The 18,509-nt window shown below is 58.9% G+C and carries 18 protein-coding genes; 12 read left to right on the forward strand and 6 right to left on the reverse strand.

Annotated elements, in window-relative coordinates:
• Nucleotides 1-8: 8 nt before the first annotated feature.
• The 4 genes from GOV38_RS03520 to GOV38_RS03535 all read left to right on the forward strand — a co-directional run bounded on the left by GOV38_RS03520 (nucleotide 9) and on the right by GOV38_RS03535 (nucleotide 5,005).
• Nucleotides 9-608 carry an NTP transferase domain-containing protein gene (locus tag GOV38_RS03520; protein ID WP_171207633.1) on the forward strand — a complete coding sequence of 200 codons (600 nt, stop codon included), beginning with the start codon at nucleotides 9-11 and terminating at the stop codon, nucleotides 606-608.
• Nucleotides 609-1,360: 752 nt separating this feature from the next.
• Nucleotides 1,361-2,797, forward strand: coding sequence for a Do family serine endopeptidase (locus GOV38_RS03525; RefSeq protein ID WP_171207634.1), 1,437 nt, complete (start codon nucleotides 1,361-1,363; stop codon nucleotides 2,795-2,797).
• A 164-nt stretch (nucleotides 2,798-2,961) separates the two neighbouring features.
• The gene (locus GOV38_RS03530) at nucleotides 2,962-3,642 is read left to right on the forward strand and encodes a response regulator transcription factor (protein ID WP_171098608.1); all 681 of its coding nucleotides are present in this window, start codon (nucleotides 2,962-2,964) and stop codon (nucleotides 3,640-3,642) included.
• Nucleotides 3,635-5,005, forward strand: coding sequence for an ATP-binding protein (locus tag GOV38_RS03535; RefSeq protein WP_171207635.1), 1,371 nt, complete (start codon nucleotides 3,635-3,637; stop codon nucleotides 5,003-5,005). The genes GOV38_RS03530 and GOV38_RS03535 overlap by 8 nt, the downstream gene beginning before the upstream one ends.
• Here the strand turns inward: GOV38_RS03535 and GOV38_RS03540 are convergent.
• Nucleotides 5,002-5,469 carry a CYTH domain-containing protein gene (locus tag GOV38_RS03540; RefSeq protein WP_171207636.1) on the reverse strand — a complete coding sequence of 156 codons (468 nt, stop codon included), beginning with the start codon at nucleotides 5,467-5,469 and terminating at the stop codon, nucleotides 5,002-5,004. The genes GOV38_RS03535 and GOV38_RS03540 overlap by 4 nt on opposite strands.
• A 125-nt stretch (nucleotides 5,470-5,594) precedes the next feature.
• Nucleotides 5,595-7,091 (reverse strand): CHAD domain-containing protein, encoded by a 1,497-nt coding sequence (locus GOV38_RS03545; RefSeq protein ID WP_171207637.1) that lies wholly within the window; start codon nucleotides 7,089-7,091, stop codon nucleotides 5,595-5,597.
• A gap of 307 nt (nucleotides 7,092-7,398) precedes the next feature.
• On the opposite strand from GOV38_RS03545, the gene GOV38_RS03550 reads away from it, so the two are divergent.
• Nucleotides 7,399-7,746: a TfoX/Sxy family protein gene (locus tag GOV38_RS03550; RefSeq protein ID WP_171207638.1), complete on the forward strand. Its 348-nt coding sequence runs from the start codon at nucleotides 7,399-7,401 to the stop codon at nucleotides 7,744-7,746.
• A 58-nt stretch (nucleotides 7,747-7,804) separates the two neighbouring features.
• On the opposite strand, the gene ndk is transcribed toward GOV38_RS03550, so the two are convergent.
• On the reverse strand, nucleotides 7,805-8,227 hold the full coding sequence (gene ndk / locus GOV38_RS03555) for a nucleoside-diphosphate kinase (protein WP_171207639.1): 423 nt from the start codon (nucleotides 8,225-8,227) through the stop codon (nucleotides 7,805-7,807).
• Nucleotides 8,228-8,330: 103 nt separating this feature from the next.
• Complete coding sequence (locus GOV38_RS03560) at nucleotides 8,331-9,533, reverse strand: multidrug effflux MFS transporter (protein ID WP_171207640.1); 1,203 nt, start codon at nucleotides 9,531-9,533, stop codon at nucleotides 8,331-8,333.
• Between the two features lie 107 nt (nucleotides 9,534-9,640).
• Here GOV38_RS03560 and GOV38_RS03565 point away from each other — a divergent pair, with 107 nt between their 5' ends.
• The 7 genes from GOV38_RS03565 to GOV38_RS03595 all read left to right on the forward strand — a co-directional run bounded on the left by GOV38_RS03565 (nucleotide 9,641) and on the right by GOV38_RS03595 (nucleotide 15,921).
• Nucleotides 9,641-11,491 carry an ABC-F family ATP-binding cassette domain-containing protein gene (locus tag GOV38_RS03565; RefSeq protein WP_171207641.1) on the forward strand — a complete coding sequence of 617 codons (1,851 nt, stop codon included), beginning with the start codon at nucleotides 9,641-9,643 and terminating at the stop codon, nucleotides 11,489-11,491.
• On the forward strand, nucleotides 11,488-11,880 hold the full coding sequence (locus GOV38_RS03570) for an ACT domain-containing protein (protein WP_171207642.1): 393 nt from the start codon (nucleotides 11,488-11,490) through the stop codon (nucleotides 11,878-11,880). The genes GOV38_RS03565 and GOV38_RS03570 overlap by 4 nt, the downstream gene beginning before the upstream one ends.
• Nucleotides 11,877-12,497 (forward strand): MarC family protein, encoded by a 621-nt coding sequence (locus GOV38_RS03575; protein WP_171098590.1) that lies wholly within the window; start codon nucleotides 11,877-11,879, stop codon nucleotides 12,495-12,497. Before GOV38_RS03570 ends, GOV38_RS03575 begins: the two co-directional genes overlap by 4 nt.
• A 41-nt stretch (nucleotides 12,498-12,538) precedes the next feature.
• On the forward strand, nucleotides 12,539-13,120 hold the full coding sequence (locus tag GOV38_RS03580) for a TIGR02281 family clan AA aspartic protease (protein WP_171098588.1): 582 nt from the start codon (nucleotides 12,539-12,541) through the stop codon (nucleotides 13,118-13,120).
• Nucleotides 13,121-13,178: 58 nt separating this feature from the next.
• Complete coding sequence (locus GOV38_RS03585; RefSeq protein WP_171207643.1) at nucleotides 13,179-13,799, forward strand: ImuA family protein; 621 nt, start codon at nucleotides 13,179-13,181, stop codon at nucleotides 13,797-13,799.
• Between the two features lie 225 nt (nucleotides 13,800-14,024).
• Nucleotides 14,025-14,621, forward strand: coding sequence for a YceI family protein (locus GOV38_RS03590; RefSeq protein ID WP_171207644.1), 597 nt, complete (start codon nucleotides 14,025-14,027; stop codon nucleotides 14,619-14,621).
• A gap of 79 nt (nucleotides 14,622-14,700) precedes the next feature.
• Nucleotides 14,701-15,921, forward strand: coding sequence for an MFS transporter (locus GOV38_RS03595; protein WP_171207645.1), 1,221 nt, complete (start codon nucleotides 14,701-14,703; stop codon nucleotides 15,919-15,921).
• A gap of 32 nt (nucleotides 15,922-15,953) precedes the next feature.
• On the opposite strand, the gene GOV38_RS03600 is transcribed toward GOV38_RS03595, so the two are convergent.
• Together GOV38_RS03600 and GOV38_RS03605 are read right to left on the reverse strand one after the other, a co-directional pair.
• Entirely contained in the window at nucleotides 15,954-17,624 is a 1,671-nt protein-coding gene (locus GOV38_RS03600) for a flotillin family protein (protein ID WP_171207646.1), read from the reverse strand.
• Nucleotides 17,625-17,654: 30 nt separating this feature from the next.
• Nucleotides 17,655-18,371 (reverse strand): OB-fold-containig protein, encoded by a 717-nt coding sequence (locus GOV38_RS03605; RefSeq protein ID WP_171207647.1) that lies wholly within the window; start codon nucleotides 18,369-18,371, stop codon nucleotides 17,655-17,657.
• Between the last annotated feature and the right edge of the window lie 138 nt (nucleotides 18,372-18,509).

Genomic DNA, 18,509 nt, shown 5'->3' on the forward strand with positions numbered 1-18,509 from the left:
GTCCGGGTATGACCTCAATTCCCATCATCCTTCTGGCGGCAGGGCGCTCCAGCCGCATGCGTGGTGAGGACAAGCTGATGCAACAGGTCGATGGCATACCTCTGTTGCGTCGAACCGCACAGCGAGCTTTGACCGTTGGGCCGGTGATCGCCGCCCTGCCTCCGCAACCGCACCCACGTTACGCCGCGCTAGACGGGCTGGATGTGCAGACCGTCGAAATCCCCAACGCGGCTGAGGGCATGAATGCCAGCCTTCGCGGCGCGTTAGAGCATGTAGGTCCTGACGCACCCGCTGTGATGATCCTGCTGGCAGATCTGCCCGATCTGACCACCACCGATATCCAAAGAATTCGCGACTGCGTAAAGCCCCACCCCGACAAGCTGATCTGGCGCGGTGCCGACCAGCACGGTGCGCCGGGTCATCCGGTTGTTTTCCACCAAGACCTTTTGCCCGAGCTTTTGACCCTGACGGGTGACACAGGCGCGCGCAGTGTTCTGGAAAACCACAAAGACCGCTTGCACCTTGAACCCCTGCCCGGACGGCACGCCACGTTGGATCTGGACACACCCGAAGACTGGGTCGCTTGGCGGGAGGATAGGCAGGCTTAGCTCAAAACTAAAACGACCCGGTCAAAACTGACCGGGCCGTCGCCCAAAGCAAGACTACCACTTTCACCTATTCCAAAAGCGCCGTCAGAAAGCAGCCACAGCTCTCCGAACGAACACTGCCGAAACTAAACAAGACCCCCTCGTTAACAAGCAGCTCAGCGCCCTGGGTAACTAAATAATGCCGTCGACACCCCCTAGTGTCTAAGGCCCCCCTCGATTGGGCATCCCTATCGTCTCTGATCCGACCTATGCAGACAATGCAAAAATGCTCTAAATCGATTTTTTTAAGGACTTCCGGATGGTTTTTGAGCAACAACAGATTTTCGCTGATTACCGTTAAAGTTGTGCAGGCCCAAATCAAACGCCACCTGCCCTTGATCAGGCATCAAGATCAGCTCCTTATTTCTTTGGTTGAATTGTGTAATTTGAATTTGACACCGAGAAACACCATAGCGAGCACAACTTTGAGTTGATTTTTTTCGAGACGCGCTGAATCGTTGTCTCTTTGTTGCTTATCCCGCACCAAAAGGAAGTTTTTGCCGCATAGACACTCAAATGATCAACAATTAGGCGATTCGAGCATCGCTTTTCATCGTGATTCTTGTCTGAAGCGTGCTCAAAGCGTCAGCGCGACCTGACAAATTTGGCAAAATTAAGATTTCTTAACAATTTTTCCAGAAATCCCCAACAAAGCGATGCCATCTCCTGCTGCAAGTGCGGACCCAACCGCCAAACACGAAACAGGAGTCATTATGAGCATCCGCAAATCCTCTTTGCTTTTCCCGCGCACAACCGGATGGGTAGGCGCCAGTGCGCTCGGTGCCAGTTTGCTGGCCAGCACGGCGATCCCCGCCCTGGCTGACGAGGCGCTGGCAGATCTGGTCGAGACCGTACAGCCTTCGGTCGTGACCATTCTGGCCGAGCAAAAGACCGCGCCCACCCCGGCGCAAGGACAGGAATTCAATTTCGAAGGCCACCCGTTTGGAGAGTTCTTCAAGCGGTTTGGTGGACCCGAAGGGTTCAACATGCCCGACCGCGGTCCGGGTCAAGGCCTGGGATCTGGCTTCGTGCTGGATCAGGACGGTTATATCGTCACCAATCACCACGTTGTCGACAATGCCAGCACGGTCACCGTGCGCCTGAACGACGACCGCGAGTTCGAGGCTGAGATCGTGGGTACAGACCCGCTGACCGACATCGCCATCTTGAAAATTGATGCGGGCGAAACTCTGCCTGCTGTCAAGCTGGGCGACAGCGATGAGATCCGCGTCGGTGAGGACGTGGTGGCCATTGGCAACCCGTTTGGCCTGAGTTCAACCGTGACCACTGGCATCGTTTCGGCCAAGGGCCGCAACATTTCCGAAGGGCCCTATGCCGAATTCATTCAGACCGACGCGGCCATTAACAAAGGCAATTCGGGCGGTCCGCTGTTCAACATGGACGGTGAAGTGATTGGCGTGAACTCGGCCATCTATTCGCCCAGCGGAGGATCCGTGGGACTTGGCTTTGCGGTGACATCGAACATCGTCGACCATATCGCAGCCGATCTGCGCGATGATGGCGAGGTCAGCCGCGGATGGTTGGGCGTTTCGATCCAGAATGTCAGCCCGCAACTGGCGGCTGCAATCGGAATCGACACGGCCTCGGGCGCTTTGGTTTCGGATGTGGTCCCCGGCAGCCCCGCCGATGGTGTTCTGCAGCAAGGTGACGTGATCGTCTCTTTCAACGATGAAACCGTTGGCACCAGCAGTGATCTGCCAATCCTGGTGGGGACCACCAAGGTCGGTACCGACAGCACGATCACAGTGTTGCGCAATGGTCAGGAGGAGGATTTGAACCTGACCATCGGCAAGCACCAATCGGCTGAGGCAACCCCGGCTGCCGTGGCCGAAGACAAACTGGCTGATAGCGCTCTGGGTGTGACTGTGGCGCCGTTGACCGAGGCCGCGCGTGCCGAGATGGGTGTAGCCGAAACGGTGGATGGAGTGGTGGTAACCAATCTGAAGCCTGACAGCCCTGCTGCAAAAGCTGGCCTGCAACGCGGTGATGTCATCGTGCGGATCGGCAATCAGGACACTTTGACGCCGGACGCACTGCAGACGGCTTTGGACAGCGAAAAGACCGACCCGGCCTTGATGCTGATCAATCGGGGCGGCAATCAGATTTTCGTCGCCGTCGAGCTTGCCTGACCCACGCCCAGAGCGCGCCACGTGATGGGGAGATCTGGCGCGCCTACCCGGGGGCGCACGGATTGTCCACGTGTCCCCCGGGGCAGCCGGGTGCCGCAGCGGCACCCGGCTGTTTTTTTCAAAGGATAACTATGTTTATATCACGAGTGAAAGGAACCCCACCCATGAGCAGACGCCTGTTGATTGTCGAAGATGATGCTGAATCGCGCGACTTCATTGCCAAGGGGTTCAGCGAAGAAGGCTATGCGGTTGAAACCGCCGTTGATGGCCGCGAGGGGCTGTATCACGCGACCGATGGTGGCTTTGACGCTATTGTATTGGATCGTATGCTGCCCGGTTTGGACGGGTTATCCTTGATCAAATCCTTACGCGCGGCGGGTCTGAAGACGCCCGTTCTGATGCTGACCGCGATGAGCGCGGTTGAAGAACGGGTCAAGGGTCTGCATTCGGGCGCGGATGATTATCTGGTAAAGCCATTCTCATTCCAGGAATTGCACGCCCGGATCGAGGCTCTTTTGCGCAGGCCACAGGAATCCGAGGAAACGGCGGTTCTCACCTGCCGCGATCTGGAAATGGATCTGCTGACCCGCAAAGTCACGCGCGGGCAGCGTGAGATCACTTTGACGCCGCGCGAATTCCAGATCCTGGAATATTTCCTGCGTCGCAAGAACCGTGTGGTGTCGCGCACGATGCTGCTGGAAGGCGTTTGGGACTATCACTTTGACCCCAATACCAATGTGGTGGACGTCCATATCTCGAAACTGCGCCGCCAATTGGATGAAGGTGGCGAAGACCCGATCATCGAAACCGTCCGCGGCGCGGGGTATATGGTTTCGGATGACTGATCTGCGCAGGTCGCTGAGGAATTCCCGCACAAGGCTGGTACTGGCCAGCATGGTGCTAAGCACCTTGCTGACAGCGACTGTTCTGGCGGTGGCCTATGTGACCGCGAACCGTACGATTACCGGTGAGACCCGCTCGGTCGTGACGGCGGAATTGACCGGGCTGGCCGACGAATATGAACGCCGCGGGCTGATAGGGTTGATGGCCGCCATCGAACGCCGCCTGCCAAGCGCCTCTGAACGCGACGCGGTGTATCTTCTGGCCGACAGAAACGGCAACCGGCTGGCTGGAAACCTTTTTCGCTGGCCCGACACCATATCGGCCGGTAGCGGCTGGGTTGAGCTGCAACTGCGTAAACTGGATACCGATCAGCTGGTGCCGATATCCGCCGCCTCGGTCCGGTTGACTGGAGGCGAACGGCTGCTGGTAGGCCGTGACGCCTTGGCGCGGCAACAGTTTGACCGGGTGCTGCTGCGCTCGGTGGTTCTGGCCTTGGGGGCGGCCTTGGCGCTCAGCCTGCTGACCGGGTGGTTGCTGACCCGCTTGGTCTTTTCGCGTCTCAAGGACATCGCCGACACAGCCGAGACCATTGTTTCGGGCGATCTCAGCCAAAGGATGCACCTGCGTGGAACCGGGGATGAGTTCGATCAGGTCGCCGGCACGCTGAACACCATGCTGGACCGGATCGAAGAACTGATCAGCAACCTGCGTACAACCTCCAATTCAATCGCCCATGATTTGCGTTCACCACTGTCGCGCTTGCGGCAACGGATTGCGTCGCTGGGTGGGCCAGGCAAAACAGATGAAGAGCGCGAGGTTGATATCGCCCGTGCCTCGGTCGAGATCGACCATCTTCTGCGAGTCCTTAGCCAGTTGACCGAAATCTCTCGGGCAGAGGCCGGGCTGGGCCGCGAGCAGTTTGAAGCGGTCAACCTGCTGCAACTGGTTGCGGATGCGGTCGAGCTCTATGAACCTGTGGCCGCCGATCAGGGCATCCGGCTGGCGGTCACCGGTACAGCCGCGCCCATTCAGGGGCACCGCCCGCTGCTGTCGCAGGCGCTGTCGAACCTTCTGGAAAACGCCATGCGTTATTCACCCGCCGGGTCGCAGATCACAATCGAGATTGCCGAAGATAGCGCCTTTGCCCGCCTCAGCGTGCGCGATCAGGGGCCGGGCGTACCCGAACAGGACCTGCCCCGGCTGCATATGCCCTTTGTCACTCTGGATCCGGCCCGGACCGAGCGGAACGCGGGACTTGGCCTGGCCCTTGTCTCGGCCATCGCCCGTATGCACGGCGGCAAATTCGTCGCCCGCAACTGTGACCCCGGCCTGGAAACCACGCTGCAGTTGGCTAAGTCGCCCTAACGCGGAAGGCCCTTGCTGGCCAAGGTCTTGTTCCGATAGCGCGGATCTTCTGTCACTTCGGTGCCAAACCAATCAGGCGGGTCAAAGGCGCGCGCCGCAACTTCTGACGGAAATTCGACCTCGACGAGACGCAGCGGAGACAGGGCGCCGTGAAAAATGTCCAACTCAAAAATATGCCCGCTCGGCAACCTGCCGGTGAACCGGTGCTTTTCAACACGCCGACCTTCGGTTTCGGGCCAGAATACCTCGAACTGTTCCGCAGTGATTTCCGCCTCACGCTCCACGCGCACCAGACCGCCGAGCCCTTTCAGGGTCAGGTAAAAGCGGTCGATCTTTTGCCGCAAACGCAGTTCGGCGGAGTCCTCGGGTGCCGTGAGATAACCCTGACGCACAATGGCTTTGCTTGCCTTGGTCAGGTCTGGCAGCGCACGCACAAGAAACTTTCGTTCGATCTCGGTACTCATTTACCAACACTTTCCACAGTTTCCAGCACCTTGAGTATCTGCCAGCAGGTCGGCAAACCGCGATGCGGCCACTTGACCCCGTCCGCGTCGACCCAAAAGCTATACCCAGCAGCCATAATTCGCCCTCAACCCTTTTTGTGATGAAAGAGGGACCGGAAAAGATCGCGGATCTCAGCACTGTCAAAGTGTTGAAAGTTCGCCATGATGCGGTTGCGTTCGGCCTGCTGTTTTTGGTTCAAGACAGTGATCAACCCACCTGCGGCCAAGCTAAGCTGGACGTCATCCTGCTGCGCAGCAAAGGCCAGCAAACTGACTTGCTGTACCGAGCAGTCATTGAAATCTCCCAGGTTATCTTGAAGTTTCTTCAAAGGCTTGATGATCGTCTTGAACGCACTTTTGTGGAAAAGCGGAGCGAAGAACTCCATCAGGTAACGCAGTTTCTTGCAACGAATGCGCAGCTCGTGGATCTGCGCATCCGGGGTTTCGGGCGTGATGGAGCGCGCCAGTTTGCACAGCTTTCGATAGCGTTTCCAGATCAGCGCGCAAGCATAGCCATAAGCCCCAAGACCCGCATTTGGGCCAGGCTCAAGGTGGTTTGCATCTTCGAATAAATGTTCCAGATGCGCCATATGGTTCGCGTATGAGGCACCACGGAGCCTGCGTCTAAGCCGTGTAAGCTCTGCCTTGCGTTCGGCTTGAAACCGGGAAAACATCTCATCAAGTCCTGCATGAAGAGAAATCGGTAGAAGATTGTAAAACAGGTCTTTTTCCAACAAGTAGACATCCAAATCCCGCAACCGACCGGTCGGGGCCATAAGATCAGAAAAACACGTCTTTAGCTCTGTGGTCTGAGCTTCGGAGTAAGCACCTTTGAACAGGCTGATCACAGAACGAATGCGCCTTAACGCGACGCGATAATCGTGCAGAAATTCAGTGTCGAGATCAGCGATCACACCAGTTTCGTTGGCGCGGGCGACCTTCAGAAAGGTGCGGATGATCTCTGTGGCGGCCTGCGCGGCTGGTTCATTGCAAGTCAATTCCACCACGGGTTTCGCCATATATGGCAGCTGTCCGGGCATAAGGGCATCAAATAATGCTTTGACACCTGTGACCGCACCTGCATCCGCGAACAGGGCGTTTCGGGTTTCTGCAAACGCGCGGTGATTTCCTTTGAGCCTTTGCAGATAGAGCGCCGTAACCTGAAGCTCACCGGTCGACAGCGTCAGAACCTTGCCGCGCAGCCTGGTTTTTTGCAGGTCATCCCGCAACACGAAATCGCTCTGGCGCATTCGGCCTTCGGTAATCGGTATGAGCGCACGTAACTGTGGAAACCCAACCAAGGCTTGGGCCACTTCACCATCAGGCAAGTCTTGAACGAACCGCCCCTGGCCTTTTGCATTTTGCGCGCAGGACCGGCCGGTGTTGTCAAAGAAAAGCAGGCGACCTTCGGTTTCGATCAACAACCGACCTGAGCGACGCAAGGACTGATCGTGGCAATCCAGAAGAACAAATCTGCGCTCGGGCGTCTGGTCAATAAGCTCCAACCCAGTCAGGGTTCCAGAAAGCGCCTGTTCGACCGCTCCGCCGGGCAGAACAAAGAACGACGGCGCGCCCTTCTTCATGACCAGCCTTTTTTCGATGTTTCGAACTCATCATGCGCGTAGAATTCGACATTCCTCTGAACGCAGTTACCCTCTCCGAAAGCTCGAATTATATTAATTTCCTGAGTCTTGCCCTTCGTACCTGAAGCAGTTTTTGCTGTCTTTCTTTCCACAACCATTTTGTCACCCACACACCCCAGTACTGACAGCTTGAGGTCATCGGAACACTCTTGAGGTCTCGACACAAGCGAAACCTGCTGCCGATCAAGCGCACGCTGAACCAACTTTGCCGGGTGACAGGGGGTGACTGCATCGCTAAGACAAAGGCATGAGCGAGCCAGTCTCTTCGATCCGCAATCTAGGCCCGGCCGTCGAACAGGCCTGTGCGCGTGCGGGCATTCACTCGGCCGAGCAATTGCGCGAGATCGGCCCGGACGCGGCTTATGCGCGTCTGCTGCAGGCCGGAACCAAGCCGCATTTCATCGGCTACTACGTGCTTGTCATGGGGCTCCAGGGACGTCCGTGGAACGACTGCAAAGGCGAAGAGAAAAAAGCGCTGCGGCAAAGGTTTGATGCAATCAAGGCCAATACCAGCCGCGCACCGGAAAGCCAGATGATCGCGGATCTGGATGCGGTCGGCGTGCGCGTTACAGCAGGTGACCTGAAATCGGTTTGACCCACAAAAAAGCCGCGCCTGAGATGAGACGCGGCTTTGAATTCAGTTGAACGGTGGCTTAGCCAACCAATTCGATGCCCGAGAAGAAATACGCGATTTCAACCGCAGCGGTTTCAGGTGCGTCCGAACCGTGGACCGAGTTTTCGCCAACCGATTCCGCAAACTCGGCGCGGATGGTGCCGGGGGCTGCGTCTGCAGGGTTGGTTGCGCCCATCACTTCGCGGTTCTTGGCAATGGCGCCTTCGCCTTCCAGAACCTGAACCACAACCGGGGCCGAGCACATGAATTCGCACAGTTCGTCATAGAACGGACGCTCGGCATGTACTTCGTAGAACTTGCCCGCTTGCGCTTTGGTCATGTGGATGCGCTTTTGCGCGACAATGCGCAGGCCGGCCTCTTCGAACTTGGCGTTGATCTTGCCGGTCAGGTTGCGGCGGGTTGCATCGGGTTTGATGATCGAGAATGTGCGTTCCAGTGCCATGTCGGCCTCTCCTTACAATGTGGCGCGCCACCCGCGCCGAAATCCATCGCGCGCCGCCTAACATGGTCTGTGCGTCAAGAAAAGTAGAATGATGCCTTTGCACTCAGATCGCGTCAGGCAACGGGTCCACATGGTCGACATGGCGCACATAAAGCACCGCCAGAAGGCCAGCAAAACTGCAGCCGCACATCATGCCAAGCACCAGATAGGGGCCGTTTTCAGGGCTGACAAAAGCCCCCGTCACCGAGGTCAGGATCGCCCCCAATGCCACAACCATCGCACCCGAAAGACCGGCGGCGCTGCCTGCGAGTTTTGGGCGCACTGACATCACCCCGGCCGAGGCATTGGCATTGGTCAGCCCGTTGCCGAAACCGACGCATATGGCGGACCCAAAGAACACCCAGACCGAGCCCATCCCAGCCAGGAACAGAAGCAAGCCGCAAAGCGGCCCGGTCGAGGCGACGATCCGCCCGATCAGGATCATCGTGGTCAGGCGGGTGCGCGCGGCAATCTTTCCGGTGACAAAGTTGCCCACCATGAACCCGCCGGTGATGATGCCGATGCCAAGGCCCAACATCGCCGGACTCAGATCGAACCAGGCCGCCGCAACCAATGGCGCGCCGGTGATAAAGCTGAAGAACCCGCCAATCGAAAACGCAGCGCACAGGGCATAGCCCCAAAACCGTCTGGCGCGAAACAAGTGTGGGTATTCTCGCATCTGCGCGGAAAAGGTAGAGGCACGGTTGATATTCGTCTCGCCCATATCAAGCCAAAGCAGGGTCAGCACCCCTGCCCCCAGCAGCGCATAGAGAACGAACCCCGCGCGCCATCCGAACAGCATGTCCAGTGCGCCGCCCAACATTGGCCCCAACATCGGGGCCAGCGCCATGGCCATCGCGATATAGCCCAGCTTGCTGGCGGCTTCGTTTGGTGGAAACCGATCGCGGATCGACGCGCTGGACAGGACCGACCCGGCCACGACAACCGCCTGCACCAAACGGAACGCGAGAAACAGCCAGATCGACTCGGCCAGCACACAGCCAACGGATGCGATCACAAAAATCATCATGCAAATCAGCAAGACAGGCCTGCGACCGAACCGGTCCGACAGCGGCCCCAATATCAATTGCATTACAGCCGAGACCGCCAGATACCCGGCAACGGCCAGGTTCACCAAACCATACTCCACCGCGAAATCTTCGCTCATATGCGCAAGCGACGGCAGGAACATGTTCAGCGTCAGAACGGACAGCCCTGTGGCAAAGATAAGCGTGATCAAATGTGGGGGCGTCTGGGCCGCGCGCATGTCTTTACCGTCTTTGAAATGCAAACGACACCGCGCTAACACATTGCCCAGGCAAGGGCCATGCCAAGCCGCTGGCGGCGGCATCACGGCTCTGCTATGAGCGCCTCATGTTACGGATCGAAAACATCACCTATGCGGTTGAAGGCCGCCCGCTTTTTGAAGCTGCCAGTGCAACCATCCCAGATGGGCACAAGGTGGGTCTAGTGGGCCGCAACGGCACCGGGAAAACCACCCTGTTCCGGCTGATCCGGGGTGAGCTGGCGCTGGAATCGGGCTCGATCTCGATCCCCAAACGCGCGCGGATTGGTGGCGTCGCGCAAGAGGTGCCCTCATCCGACACCTCGCTGATCAACACTGTGCTGGCCGCCGATACCGAGCGCAGCGCGTTGATGGCCGAGGCCGAGACCGCCCAGGATCCCACCCGCATTGCCGAGATCCAGACCCGTCTGGCCGATATCGACGCTTGGTCGGCGGAGGCGCGCGCGGCCTCGATCCTCAAGGGGCTGGGCTTTGACGATGCCGATCAACTACGCCCCTGTTCCGATTTCTCGGGCGGGTGGCGAATGCGGGTGGCGCTGGCGGCGGTGCTGTTTTCTCAGCCCGATCTGCTGCTGCTGGACGAACCGACCAACTATCTGGATCTCGAAGGCGCGCTGTGGCTGGAGAGTTATCTGGCCAAATATCCCCACACGGTCATAATCATCAGCCACGACCGCGGGCTGTTGAACCGGGCTGTTGGCTCGATCCTGCATCTGGAAGACCGAAAACTGAGCTATTACGCGGTGCCCTATGACAAATTCGCCGAACGCCGGGCCGAGCGTCTGGCACAAGCGGAATCGGAAAACGCCAAGGCCAAGGCCCGCATTGCGCATCTGCAAAGCTTTGTGGATCGTTTCCGGTATAAGGCGTCGAAGGCCGTGCAAGCCCAGTCACGTCTGAAGATGATTGAACGCATCCAACTGGTTTCAACCCCGCAAGAGGCCGCCTTGCGTGCCTTTTCCTTCCCCGAGCCCGAGGAGCTTTCGCCGCCCATCATCCAGATCGAAGGTGGCGTGACAGGCTATGGCGAGACCGAAGTGCTGCGCCGCCTGAATCTGCGAATTGATCAGGATGACCGGATCGCGCTTTTAGGTAAAAACGGTCAGGGCAAATCGACCTTGTCCAAGCTGCTGTCGGACCGCCTGCCCTTGATGGCGGGCAAGATGAACCGGTCGAACAAGCTGCGCATCGGTTATTTCGCGCAACATCAGGTGGATGAGCTTTACGTGGACGAAACGCCCCTGGACCACCTGCGCCGGTTACGACCGGACGAGGCTCCGGGAAAATGGCGGTCGCGTCTGGCCGGTTTCGGGCTGAATGCGGATCAGGCCGAGACCGAGGTCGGGCGGCTGTCTGGTGGGCAAAAGGCTCGTCTGTCACTGCTGCTGGCCACCATTGACGCGCCGCATATGCTGATCCTGGACGAACCGACGAACCACCTCGACATCGAAAGCCGCGAGGCGCTGGTCGAAGCGCTGACGGCCTATTCCGGTGCGGTGGTTCTGGTCAGCCACGACATGCATCTGCTGTCGCTGGTGGCGGACCGGTTGTGGCTGGTCTCGGACGCAACGGTGAAGCCGTTTGAACAGGATCTGGAGGCCTATCGCGCTCTGTTATTGGCGCGGGACAAACCCGTTAAGACTAAACCGCAGGCAACCAAACCCAAGCGCCCGTCGCGTGATGCGGTTCTGGCCCTGCGCGCTGATTTGCGCAAATGCGAGGACCGGATCGAAAAGCTGACCGATATGCATGACAAGCTGTCGGCCAAACTGGCAGACCCGGCCTTGTACGAAGACGACCGGATCAATGATCTGGAGACCTGGAACCGCAAATTCGCCGAGGTTGTCGAAGCCATGCAAAAAGCAGAAGCGCTGTGGGTCGCCGCAGCCGAGCGCCTGGAGGCGGCCGAAACCGCATGAGCCAACCGGTCAAAGACACAAGCGCCATGATCACCGGCATGCGCCCCGCCCTTCAACCTGACAGGTTTGCCTTTGTCCAATGGCCCGACGGCACAGCTTGGCCGGACGGCACCCGGGCCAGCTGTGTTGAGGAGGAAGGCCTGTCGCTGATTGTTCCGATCAGCGCCGCGCCGGAAGACGCCGTTGCCATGCGATGCATCACCTTGCAGGTTCATTCCTCGCTGGAAGGTGTAGGGCTGACCGCAGCCGTTTCGAACGCTCTGGCACAGGCGAATATCCCTGCCAACATGGTCGCCGGGTTTCACCATGATCACGTATACGTCCCCGCGGATCAGGCAGAGGACGCTCTACGCGTCCTTGTCCAGTTGCAACGCAGTGCCGCGAGATGATTGATGCCGCCTTTTTCATAACCGCCTTTACCACTATGTTCGTGGTGATCGACCCGTTTGGAACCACGCCGATCTTTGTTGCGCTGACCCAGGATCTGGACGCGGCGACCCGGCGTAAAATCGCGATCCGCAGCTGTCTGACCGCCGCCTGCATCCTGATCGCCTTTGCGGCCTTTGGTGAGGCAGTGCTGGGTTTTGTCGGCATCTCGATGCCTGCTTTCCGCGTGGCGGGGGGTGCATTGCTGTTCCTGACCGCGCTCGACATGCTGTTTGAACGCCGCACCAAGCGACGCGAAAACCGGGCCGAGGAAGAGGACCACCCTGATCCGTCTGTTTTCCCGCTGGCCATCCCGCTGATCGCAGGCCCCGGCTCGATTGCAACGATCATTCTACTGGCCGGGCAAAACCCCGGGATACAGGGCATAGCCGCTGCCTGCGCCGTAATGCTGGCGGTGATGACAGTGGTCTTGCTGTTCTTTCTTATGGGAGGGCTGATCGGTCGACTGCTGGGCAAAACCGGTCTGAATGTGCTGACCCGGCTTCTGGGCATGTTGCTGGCCGCGCTTTCGGTGCAATTCATCCTGGATGGCCTCAAGGCCTTTGGATTTGCATCGTAAATCCCCATATTGGGTTTGGTAGACAAGGTTCAGGTGACGACATGGATGGCGACAATATTGCACGTTTGGCCTATTTGGGATTGCTGGGTGCTGCAATCGTGGCCTGGTTCATCTCGCAAAACCGTCAGTCGTTGAACAAGACCCTGCAACAGGCGATGGCCTGGGTGTTTATCTTTATTGGCGTTGTCGCCGTCTATGGGCTGTGGGAGGACATCCAGAACACCGTCGGCCCTGCGCCTCAGATGGCTGTCACAGACAATTCGATCGAGGTTCCGCGCGCGCGAGACGGGCATTACTATCTACCCATCGTGGTCAATGGTGAGCCGATCACCTTCATGGTAGACACCGGTGCCAGCCAGATCGTACTGAGCGCCGAAGACGCAGTCCGCGTTGGCATCGACCCCGATCAGCAGAACTATTTTGGCCGGGCTTCGACCGCAAACGGAGTGGTGCGCACTGCACCCGTGCGGCTGGACAGCGTGGTGCTGGGCCCGATCACCGATACCAATGTTTCGGCCTGGATCAACGAAGGGCAGATGGATCAATCCCTGCTGGGGATGGAGTACCTGCAACGGTTCTCGAACATCCAATTCTCGGACGGGCGCCTGACCTTGTCGCGCTAGGCCGCATTTGTGCATCAGTACAATTGAGAACAAATAAAGAACATGTTAGTATCACAGCATGTCGACACAGCTTTTGGGCCGCAAACCCGCGCGTGCTGCGCCGGGGCTCAACCTTCATCCGCAAATCACCCTGCAACTGGGCCGCGTACACGAAGCCTGCGGCCCGGCCAGGCGCAGTTTTGCCCTATGGCTGGCTGGTCAGGCGCAAGGGCCGGTGCTGTGGATATCCCCAGCCTGGGAGGTCAGCCGCCTGAACCCTATCGGGATGATGCCTTTTGCCGATCCTGCGCGGTTTCTACTGGTCCGCCCCACCCGCTCCGAGGATCTACTGTGGTGTATGGAAGAGGCCTTGCGCAGTGGGGCCGCCCCCGTGGTCATCGCCGATCTACCCGGTGCGCCGGGCCTCACCCCGATCCGGCGGCTGCATCTGGCCGCGGAACAGGCGGGCACAATGACACGCCCCCCTTTGGGGCTTGTGCTGACCCCCGAAGAGGGCGGCGCGCAAGGGGTTGAGACACGCTGGCATATGGCCCCGACCTATCAGGATAAAGCCCCAAGCTGGATCCTGAGCCGACGCCGCGCCCGCGCCCTGCCGCCGGTCAGTTGGCAGGCCACGCAGACCGAGGCGCGCGCCGGGTTGACCTTGCAAAAAGTCAACACCAAAGACACAACCGAGTGATAAAATCCGCATCACATCACTTGTGATTGGTCTGCAATCACACAGCGCCTTACCCTTCCCTGATCGCAGAATTGCCACCTGGTCGGAATGATCGGTGAATAGAAACACGCCATCGCGTGTTAACCGTACATTACGCCCTTTGCGCTTACAAAGGCGGTGCGGACCGGGGCAAAACACGGCCTTGACCACGCGCCCAAAGGGACCGACTTGGCAGAAGGAATGGATATGACGGCATTCACCCGACGCAGTCTGATTGCAGCATTCGCCGCCTGGCCCGTGGTTGGCCTGGCGCAAACCGCGTTAATTCCCTATGTGCTGTCGCCCAAAGGAACATCGGTGGGCTTCACCTTTGATCTGTCTGGCGTGGCGCAATCCGGCACCATGCCCATACAATCGGCTCTTATCCATCTGGACACCAAGCGCCTTCAAAACAGCGTGGTGGATGTCGTTCTAAACGTCGCAGATGCCCGCACCAAGCTGCCCTTTGCGCGCGCCCCGATGCTTGGTGAAAGCGTGTTGAATGCGGGCAATCATCCCACCATCCGTTTTAGATCAACCAAAATTCAGCTGGGGCCCAACGGGCGGATCTCCGAGGGCGCAAAGATCACCGGCGACCTGACCGTGCGTGGTGTTACCATGCCTGTGACCCTGGATGCGGCGCTCTATCGTCGCCCCGGAAGCGCACCGGATGATCTGGACAATCTCTCTATTCGCCTGCGAGGAGCACTGGATCGTCATAGCTATGGTGCGTCGGGCTATCCTGATCTGGTGGACGACATTGTTGGCCTCGACATTCGCGCACAGATCATTCGCGACAAATGATACAGAAAGACAAAAAACGACGCTCAGGCGTCGAATAGTCGCGCGCATAACCTGACGATCGGATCAATCTGGGCCCGTTATGCGCCTAATCATTTCCCTTGCCGCCCTCTTTCTTTCTGTCATTCTCTTGCAGCTTTCGACCGGCGGCGTTGGTCCGCTGGATGCGATCTCGGGGCTGACGCTGGATTTCACCACAGAGCAGATCGGCCTGTTGGGGTCAGCGCATTTCATCGGCTTTTTCATCGGTTGCTGGTGGGCCCCGCGCCTGATGGGCAGCGTCGGCCATTCCCGTGCCTTTGCTGTTTGCACAGCACTTGGCGCCATGGGCCTGCTGGGCCATACGCTGACCGAGAACCCGACCATCTGGGCCTTCCTTCGGATCGCCTCCGGCACCTGCGTGGCGGGATGCTATACAGTGATCGAGGCATGGCTGAATGCAAAGGTCACAAACGCGTCGCGCGGACGTGTGATGGGCAGTTATCGCATCGCCGATCTTGGCGCGTCCCTTTGCGCGCAGTTGATCATCGCCGTGCTGCCACCCGCCTCTTATGTGTCCTATAACCTGCTGGCGATCCTGTGCTGCGCCTCTTTGTTGCCGCTGACCCTGACAAAAGCCAGCCAGCCCCAAACCCCTGATGCCCCGCGCCTGCATCCCAAACTGGCCTGGCGCAGTTCGCCGCTTGCCGTGGCAGGTGTGATTGTTGCCGCGCTCAGCTCGGCCTCGTTCCGCATGGTCGGTCCGGTTTACGGGCAAGAGGTCGGATTGGGCGTCGATCAAATCGCCTTTTTCCTGGCGGCATTTGTTCTGGGCGGCGCGCTGGCGCAATACCCGGTCGGGTGGCTCGCCGACAAATATGATCGACGCTGGGTTCTGATTTGGCTTTCGGCGGCTGCGGTGCTCAGCTGTGCGATCACCATGGGGGCGAGCGGAACCGGAACCCTTGGTGTCATGTTGGCGGCTGGGTTCTTTGGCCTGACAACATTTCCGATCTTTTCGGTCTCTTCCGCCCACGCCAACGACTTTGCCACCACCGAGGAACGGGTCGAACTGTCAGCTGCACTGATGTTCTGGTTTGCGCTGGGCGCTATCGCTTCGCCCTACATCTCATCGACGTTGATCCAGCAGTTCGGCCCGGGCGCGCTGTTTGCCTTTGTGGCTTTGGGTCATCTTGGTCTGATCGTGTTTGGCTTGGCCCGGATGCGGTCCCGCCCAACACCCGAGGCGCGTACGAATTACGTCTATGCCCCGCGCACATCCTTCACCATCGGGCGTCTGCTGAAGCGCGCGAGAGAGAAATAAAAGGGGCCGGGAAAATCCCGGCCCATTCTGTGTTACTGCTGTGTCGGAGCGGCGTCGTCCTCGATGACCTCCGCATCAGCCGGATCGGGCGTTGCTTCCAACGCGCCGTTCACAACACCGGCGACCCCGTTTTCCATCGACAGGCCCAGCTCATCACCCAGCTTCTTGAGCGCGGGCATCTGCACCGCCATGCCCATGATCGAGTCGAGCGCCTGATTGACCACTGGCTTGTCTCCACCGGCCGTGCCTCCGCCAGTCGCGCTGCCGATACCGCCCACTTGGTGGATCTTGATCGAGTCGATCTTTTCAGCCGGCTTGACCATTTCCGAGATGATCGAGGGCATCGTCTCGATCCGCGCCATATCGACCTTCATGCGGATCTGGGCCGCGGACAGCGCGTTGTCGGCCTCGACAATCGCACGCTTACCTTCCGCCTCGGCCAGCATGTCGTTCTTTTTGGCCTCGGCGCGAATGTTCAACGCATCTGCTTCGGCCTGCGCTTCCTCACGGCGCGCTTCGGCGCGGTCAGCTGCGGCCTCTTTCTCGGCCTGTGCAGACAGGCGGATCGCGGTAGCCTGACGTTCGGCCTCACGGGTGGCTTCGATCAAAACGATCTGCTTCTGACGCTCGGCCTCGGCCACCTCACGGGCGGTTGCAACGGCCTCGGATGCCTTGGTTGCTTCGGCACGGGCCAGATCAGCTGACGCACGCGCGCGGCTTTCCTCTTCGGATTTCTGCGCAATAATGATCTGACGCTCTTGTTCGGCGACTTCGATCTCACGCTCTTTGGCGATCTCGGCGTCGCGGATCTTGCGCTCGCGTTCGATCTCGGCGGCGCGGATGGCTTCTTCGCGTGCGATCCGAGCGCGCTCGGTTTCACGCACCGAATCCTCGGTCCGGGCAGCAATCTCGGCCTCTTGCGCCACGCGCAGAGTCTCGACCTTCTGGGTCTGCTCAATCCGGGCCTGTGCCTCGTCCTGTTCGATCAGCAGCTTCTGACGTTCCGCTTCCATTGCGGCACGGCGCACCTCAACCTCGGCCTCGGCATCAATCTGCGCGCGTTCCTTTTTCGACACCGCGATTACCTCGGCCAACTTGCGCATTCCAACGGCGTTAAAGGCGTTGTTCTCATCCAGCGCCTCAAACGGGGTCTGGTCCAGCGCGGTCAGCGAGACGGATTCCAGCGACAGACCGTTCTTCAACAGGTCCTCGGACACGGCGTTCTGCACCTCTTGCACAAAGTCGGCGCGGTTTTCGTGCAGCCCGTCCATGGTCATCTGAGCGGCCACAGCACGCAAACCATCGATCAGTTTACCTTCGATCATCTCACGCAGTTGTTCGACGTCGAAGGTCCGGTCGCCCAGCGTCTGAGCCGCGCGGGCGATGCCTTCTTCTGTGGCCATGACCGAGACATAGAACTCGACGCCCACATCTACGCGCATCCGGTCTTTGGTGATCAGGGCGGCCTCACCGCTGCGCTGTACCTCCAGGCGCAGGGTTTTCATGTTGACCGGGCTGACCTCGTGCAGCAACGGCACGATGACAACACCGCCATCCATGATGACTTTTTTGCCACCTGCTCCGGTTTTCACCAGACTGATCTCGCGGGTTGCGCGTTTGTAGAGACGACCCAGTACAAGGCCAATGAACAGTAGAACGGCCAGAATCGTGACGACCGAAATGATCAGGAAAGTACCTTCCATGCAAAATCCTCCAAGTTGGGGTTAAATTGGTTAGTCTGACAAACCGACCAGAACGAACCGGTCACGCCGTCGGTCGCGCAGCACCAGCACTTCGGTGCCGCGTTCAAGCACATCGTTGTCCTGCAAAGGCTCGGCGCGCAGATGATGCGTATTGCCAAACCGATCCATCACACGCACTTCTGCAGGACGGCCACGGGACGCAGTGCCTTGCGTAATCACCCCGCGGCGGCGGGCCAGCATCCGCTCGGACATCGCCTCGGTCTCGGTCTTGGGCAAGAGCCGCGCAAAGACCGCGCCAAAGCCACGTGCAAACCACAGGCCAAAGGCACCAGCCGGAATCGCGGCCATCCAACCGGGCAGGTCAAAGCCCAGCAGATCACGCAGCGCAAGTTGCAAGCCCATGCCCGAAAGGCCAAACCCAGCCAGCAAAACCACCAGCCAGATCATGAACGGCACCTTGCCCAGACCCAGCCACGCCATCGGGCCAGCGGTCGACATCTCCGGTGCCTCTGCCTCGATCTCGGCTAGTTCGAAATCGCCCAGATCGATATCTGCATCGATGTCCAGATCGAAATCCGCGACATCCAGATCAGGTGCATCTACCACGTCCAGATCAACTTCCCCCTCGCCCGCCAGCAAGCTTCCACCCAGCAACAAGGCGATCAGCTCAAGGCCCAACAGGCCAAACAGCAGCGCCAGCGCCATGGTGAAAGGCGCAAATGCGCCGTCGAGAAGAAAGTCAAACATCAGCAATATGCCCTCGTTTTTGTATACTTTGGTATACACTCTAAATGGGTAGTCATAACGAAATTACAAGAGGTTGTGATTCCAGGTTTCAACCTATGGGTATTGTGACGCCCTATTCGGACAGGAATTGCAATCTCT

It is taken from the genome of Ruegeria sp. HKCCA5839 (genome assembly GCF_013035585.1).
Taxonomy (GTDB): domain Bacteria; phylum Pseudomonadota; class Alphaproteobacteria; order Rhodobacterales; family Rhodobacteraceae; genus Ruegeria.

Coding starts and splice junctions, on each gene's coding strand:
- GOV38_RS03585 (WP_171207643.1), top strand. CDS start 13,179: ATGTCGACACAGCTTTTGGGCCGCAAACCCGCGCGTGCTGCGCCGGGG.
- GOV38_RS03600 (WP_171207646.1), bottom strand. CDS start 17,624: ATGGAAGGTACTTTCCTGATCATTTCGGTCGTCACGATTCTGGCCGTT.
- GOV38_RS03560 (WP_171207640.1), bottom strand. CDS start 9,533: ATGCGCGCGGCCCAGACGCCCCCACATTTGATCACGCTTATCTTTGCC.
- GOV38_RS03525 (WP_171207634.1), top strand. CDS start 1,361: ATGAGCATCCGCAAATCCTCTTTGCTTTTCCCGCGCACAACCGGATGG.
- GOV38_RS03530 (WP_171098608.1), top strand. CDS start 2,962: ATGAGCAGACGCCTGTTGATTGTCGAAGATGATGCTGAATCGCGCGAC.
- GOV38_RS03590 (WP_171207644.1), top strand. CDS start 14,025: ATGACGGCATTCACCCGACGCAGTCTGATTGCAGCATTCGCCGCCTGG.
- GOV38_RS03570 (WP_171207642.1), top strand. CDS start 11,488: ATGAGCCAACCGGTCAAAGACACAAGCGCCATGATCACCGGCATGCGC.
- GOV38_RS03535 (WP_171207635.1), top strand. CDS start 3,635: ATGACTGATCTGCGCAGGTCGCTGAGGAATTCCCGCACAAGGCTGGTA.
- GOV38_RS03540 (WP_171207636.1), bottom strand. CDS start 5,469: ATGAGTACCGAGATCGAACGAAAGTTTCTTGTGCGTGCGCTGCCAGAC.
- GOV38_RS03595 (WP_171207645.1), top strand. CDS start 14,701: ATGCGCCTAATCATTTCCCTTGCCGCCCTCTTTCTTTCTGTCATTCTC.
- ndk (WP_171207639.1), bottom strand. CDS start 8,227: ATGGCACTGGAACGCACATTCTCGATCATCAAACCCGATGCAACCCGC.
- GOV38_RS03605 (WP_171207647.1), bottom strand. CDS start 18,371: ATGTTTGACTTTCTTCTCGACGGCGCATTTGCGCCTTTCACCATGGCG.
- GOV38_RS03545 (WP_171207637.1), bottom strand. CDS start 7,091: ATGAAGAAGGGCGCGCCGTCGTTCTTTGTTCTGCCCGGCGGAGCGGTC.
- GOV38_RS03580 (WP_171098588.1), top strand. CDS start 12,539: ATGGATGGCGACAATATTGCACGTTTGGCCTATTTGGGATTGCTGGGT.
- GOV38_RS03520 (WP_171207633.1), top strand. CDS start 9: ATGACCTCAATTCCCATCATCCTTCTGGCGGCAGGGCGCTCCAGCCGC.
- GOV38_RS03575 (WP_171098590.1), top strand. CDS start 11,877: ATGATTGATGCCGCCTTTTTCATAACCGCCTTTACCACTATGTTCGTG.
- GOV38_RS03550 (WP_171207638.1), top strand. CDS start 7,399: ATGAGCGAGCCAGTCTCTTCGATCCGCAATCTAGGCCCGGCCGTCGAA.
- GOV38_RS03565 (WP_171207641.1), top strand. CDS start 9,641: ATGTTACGGATCGAAAACATCACCTATGCGGTTGAAGGCCGCCCGCTT.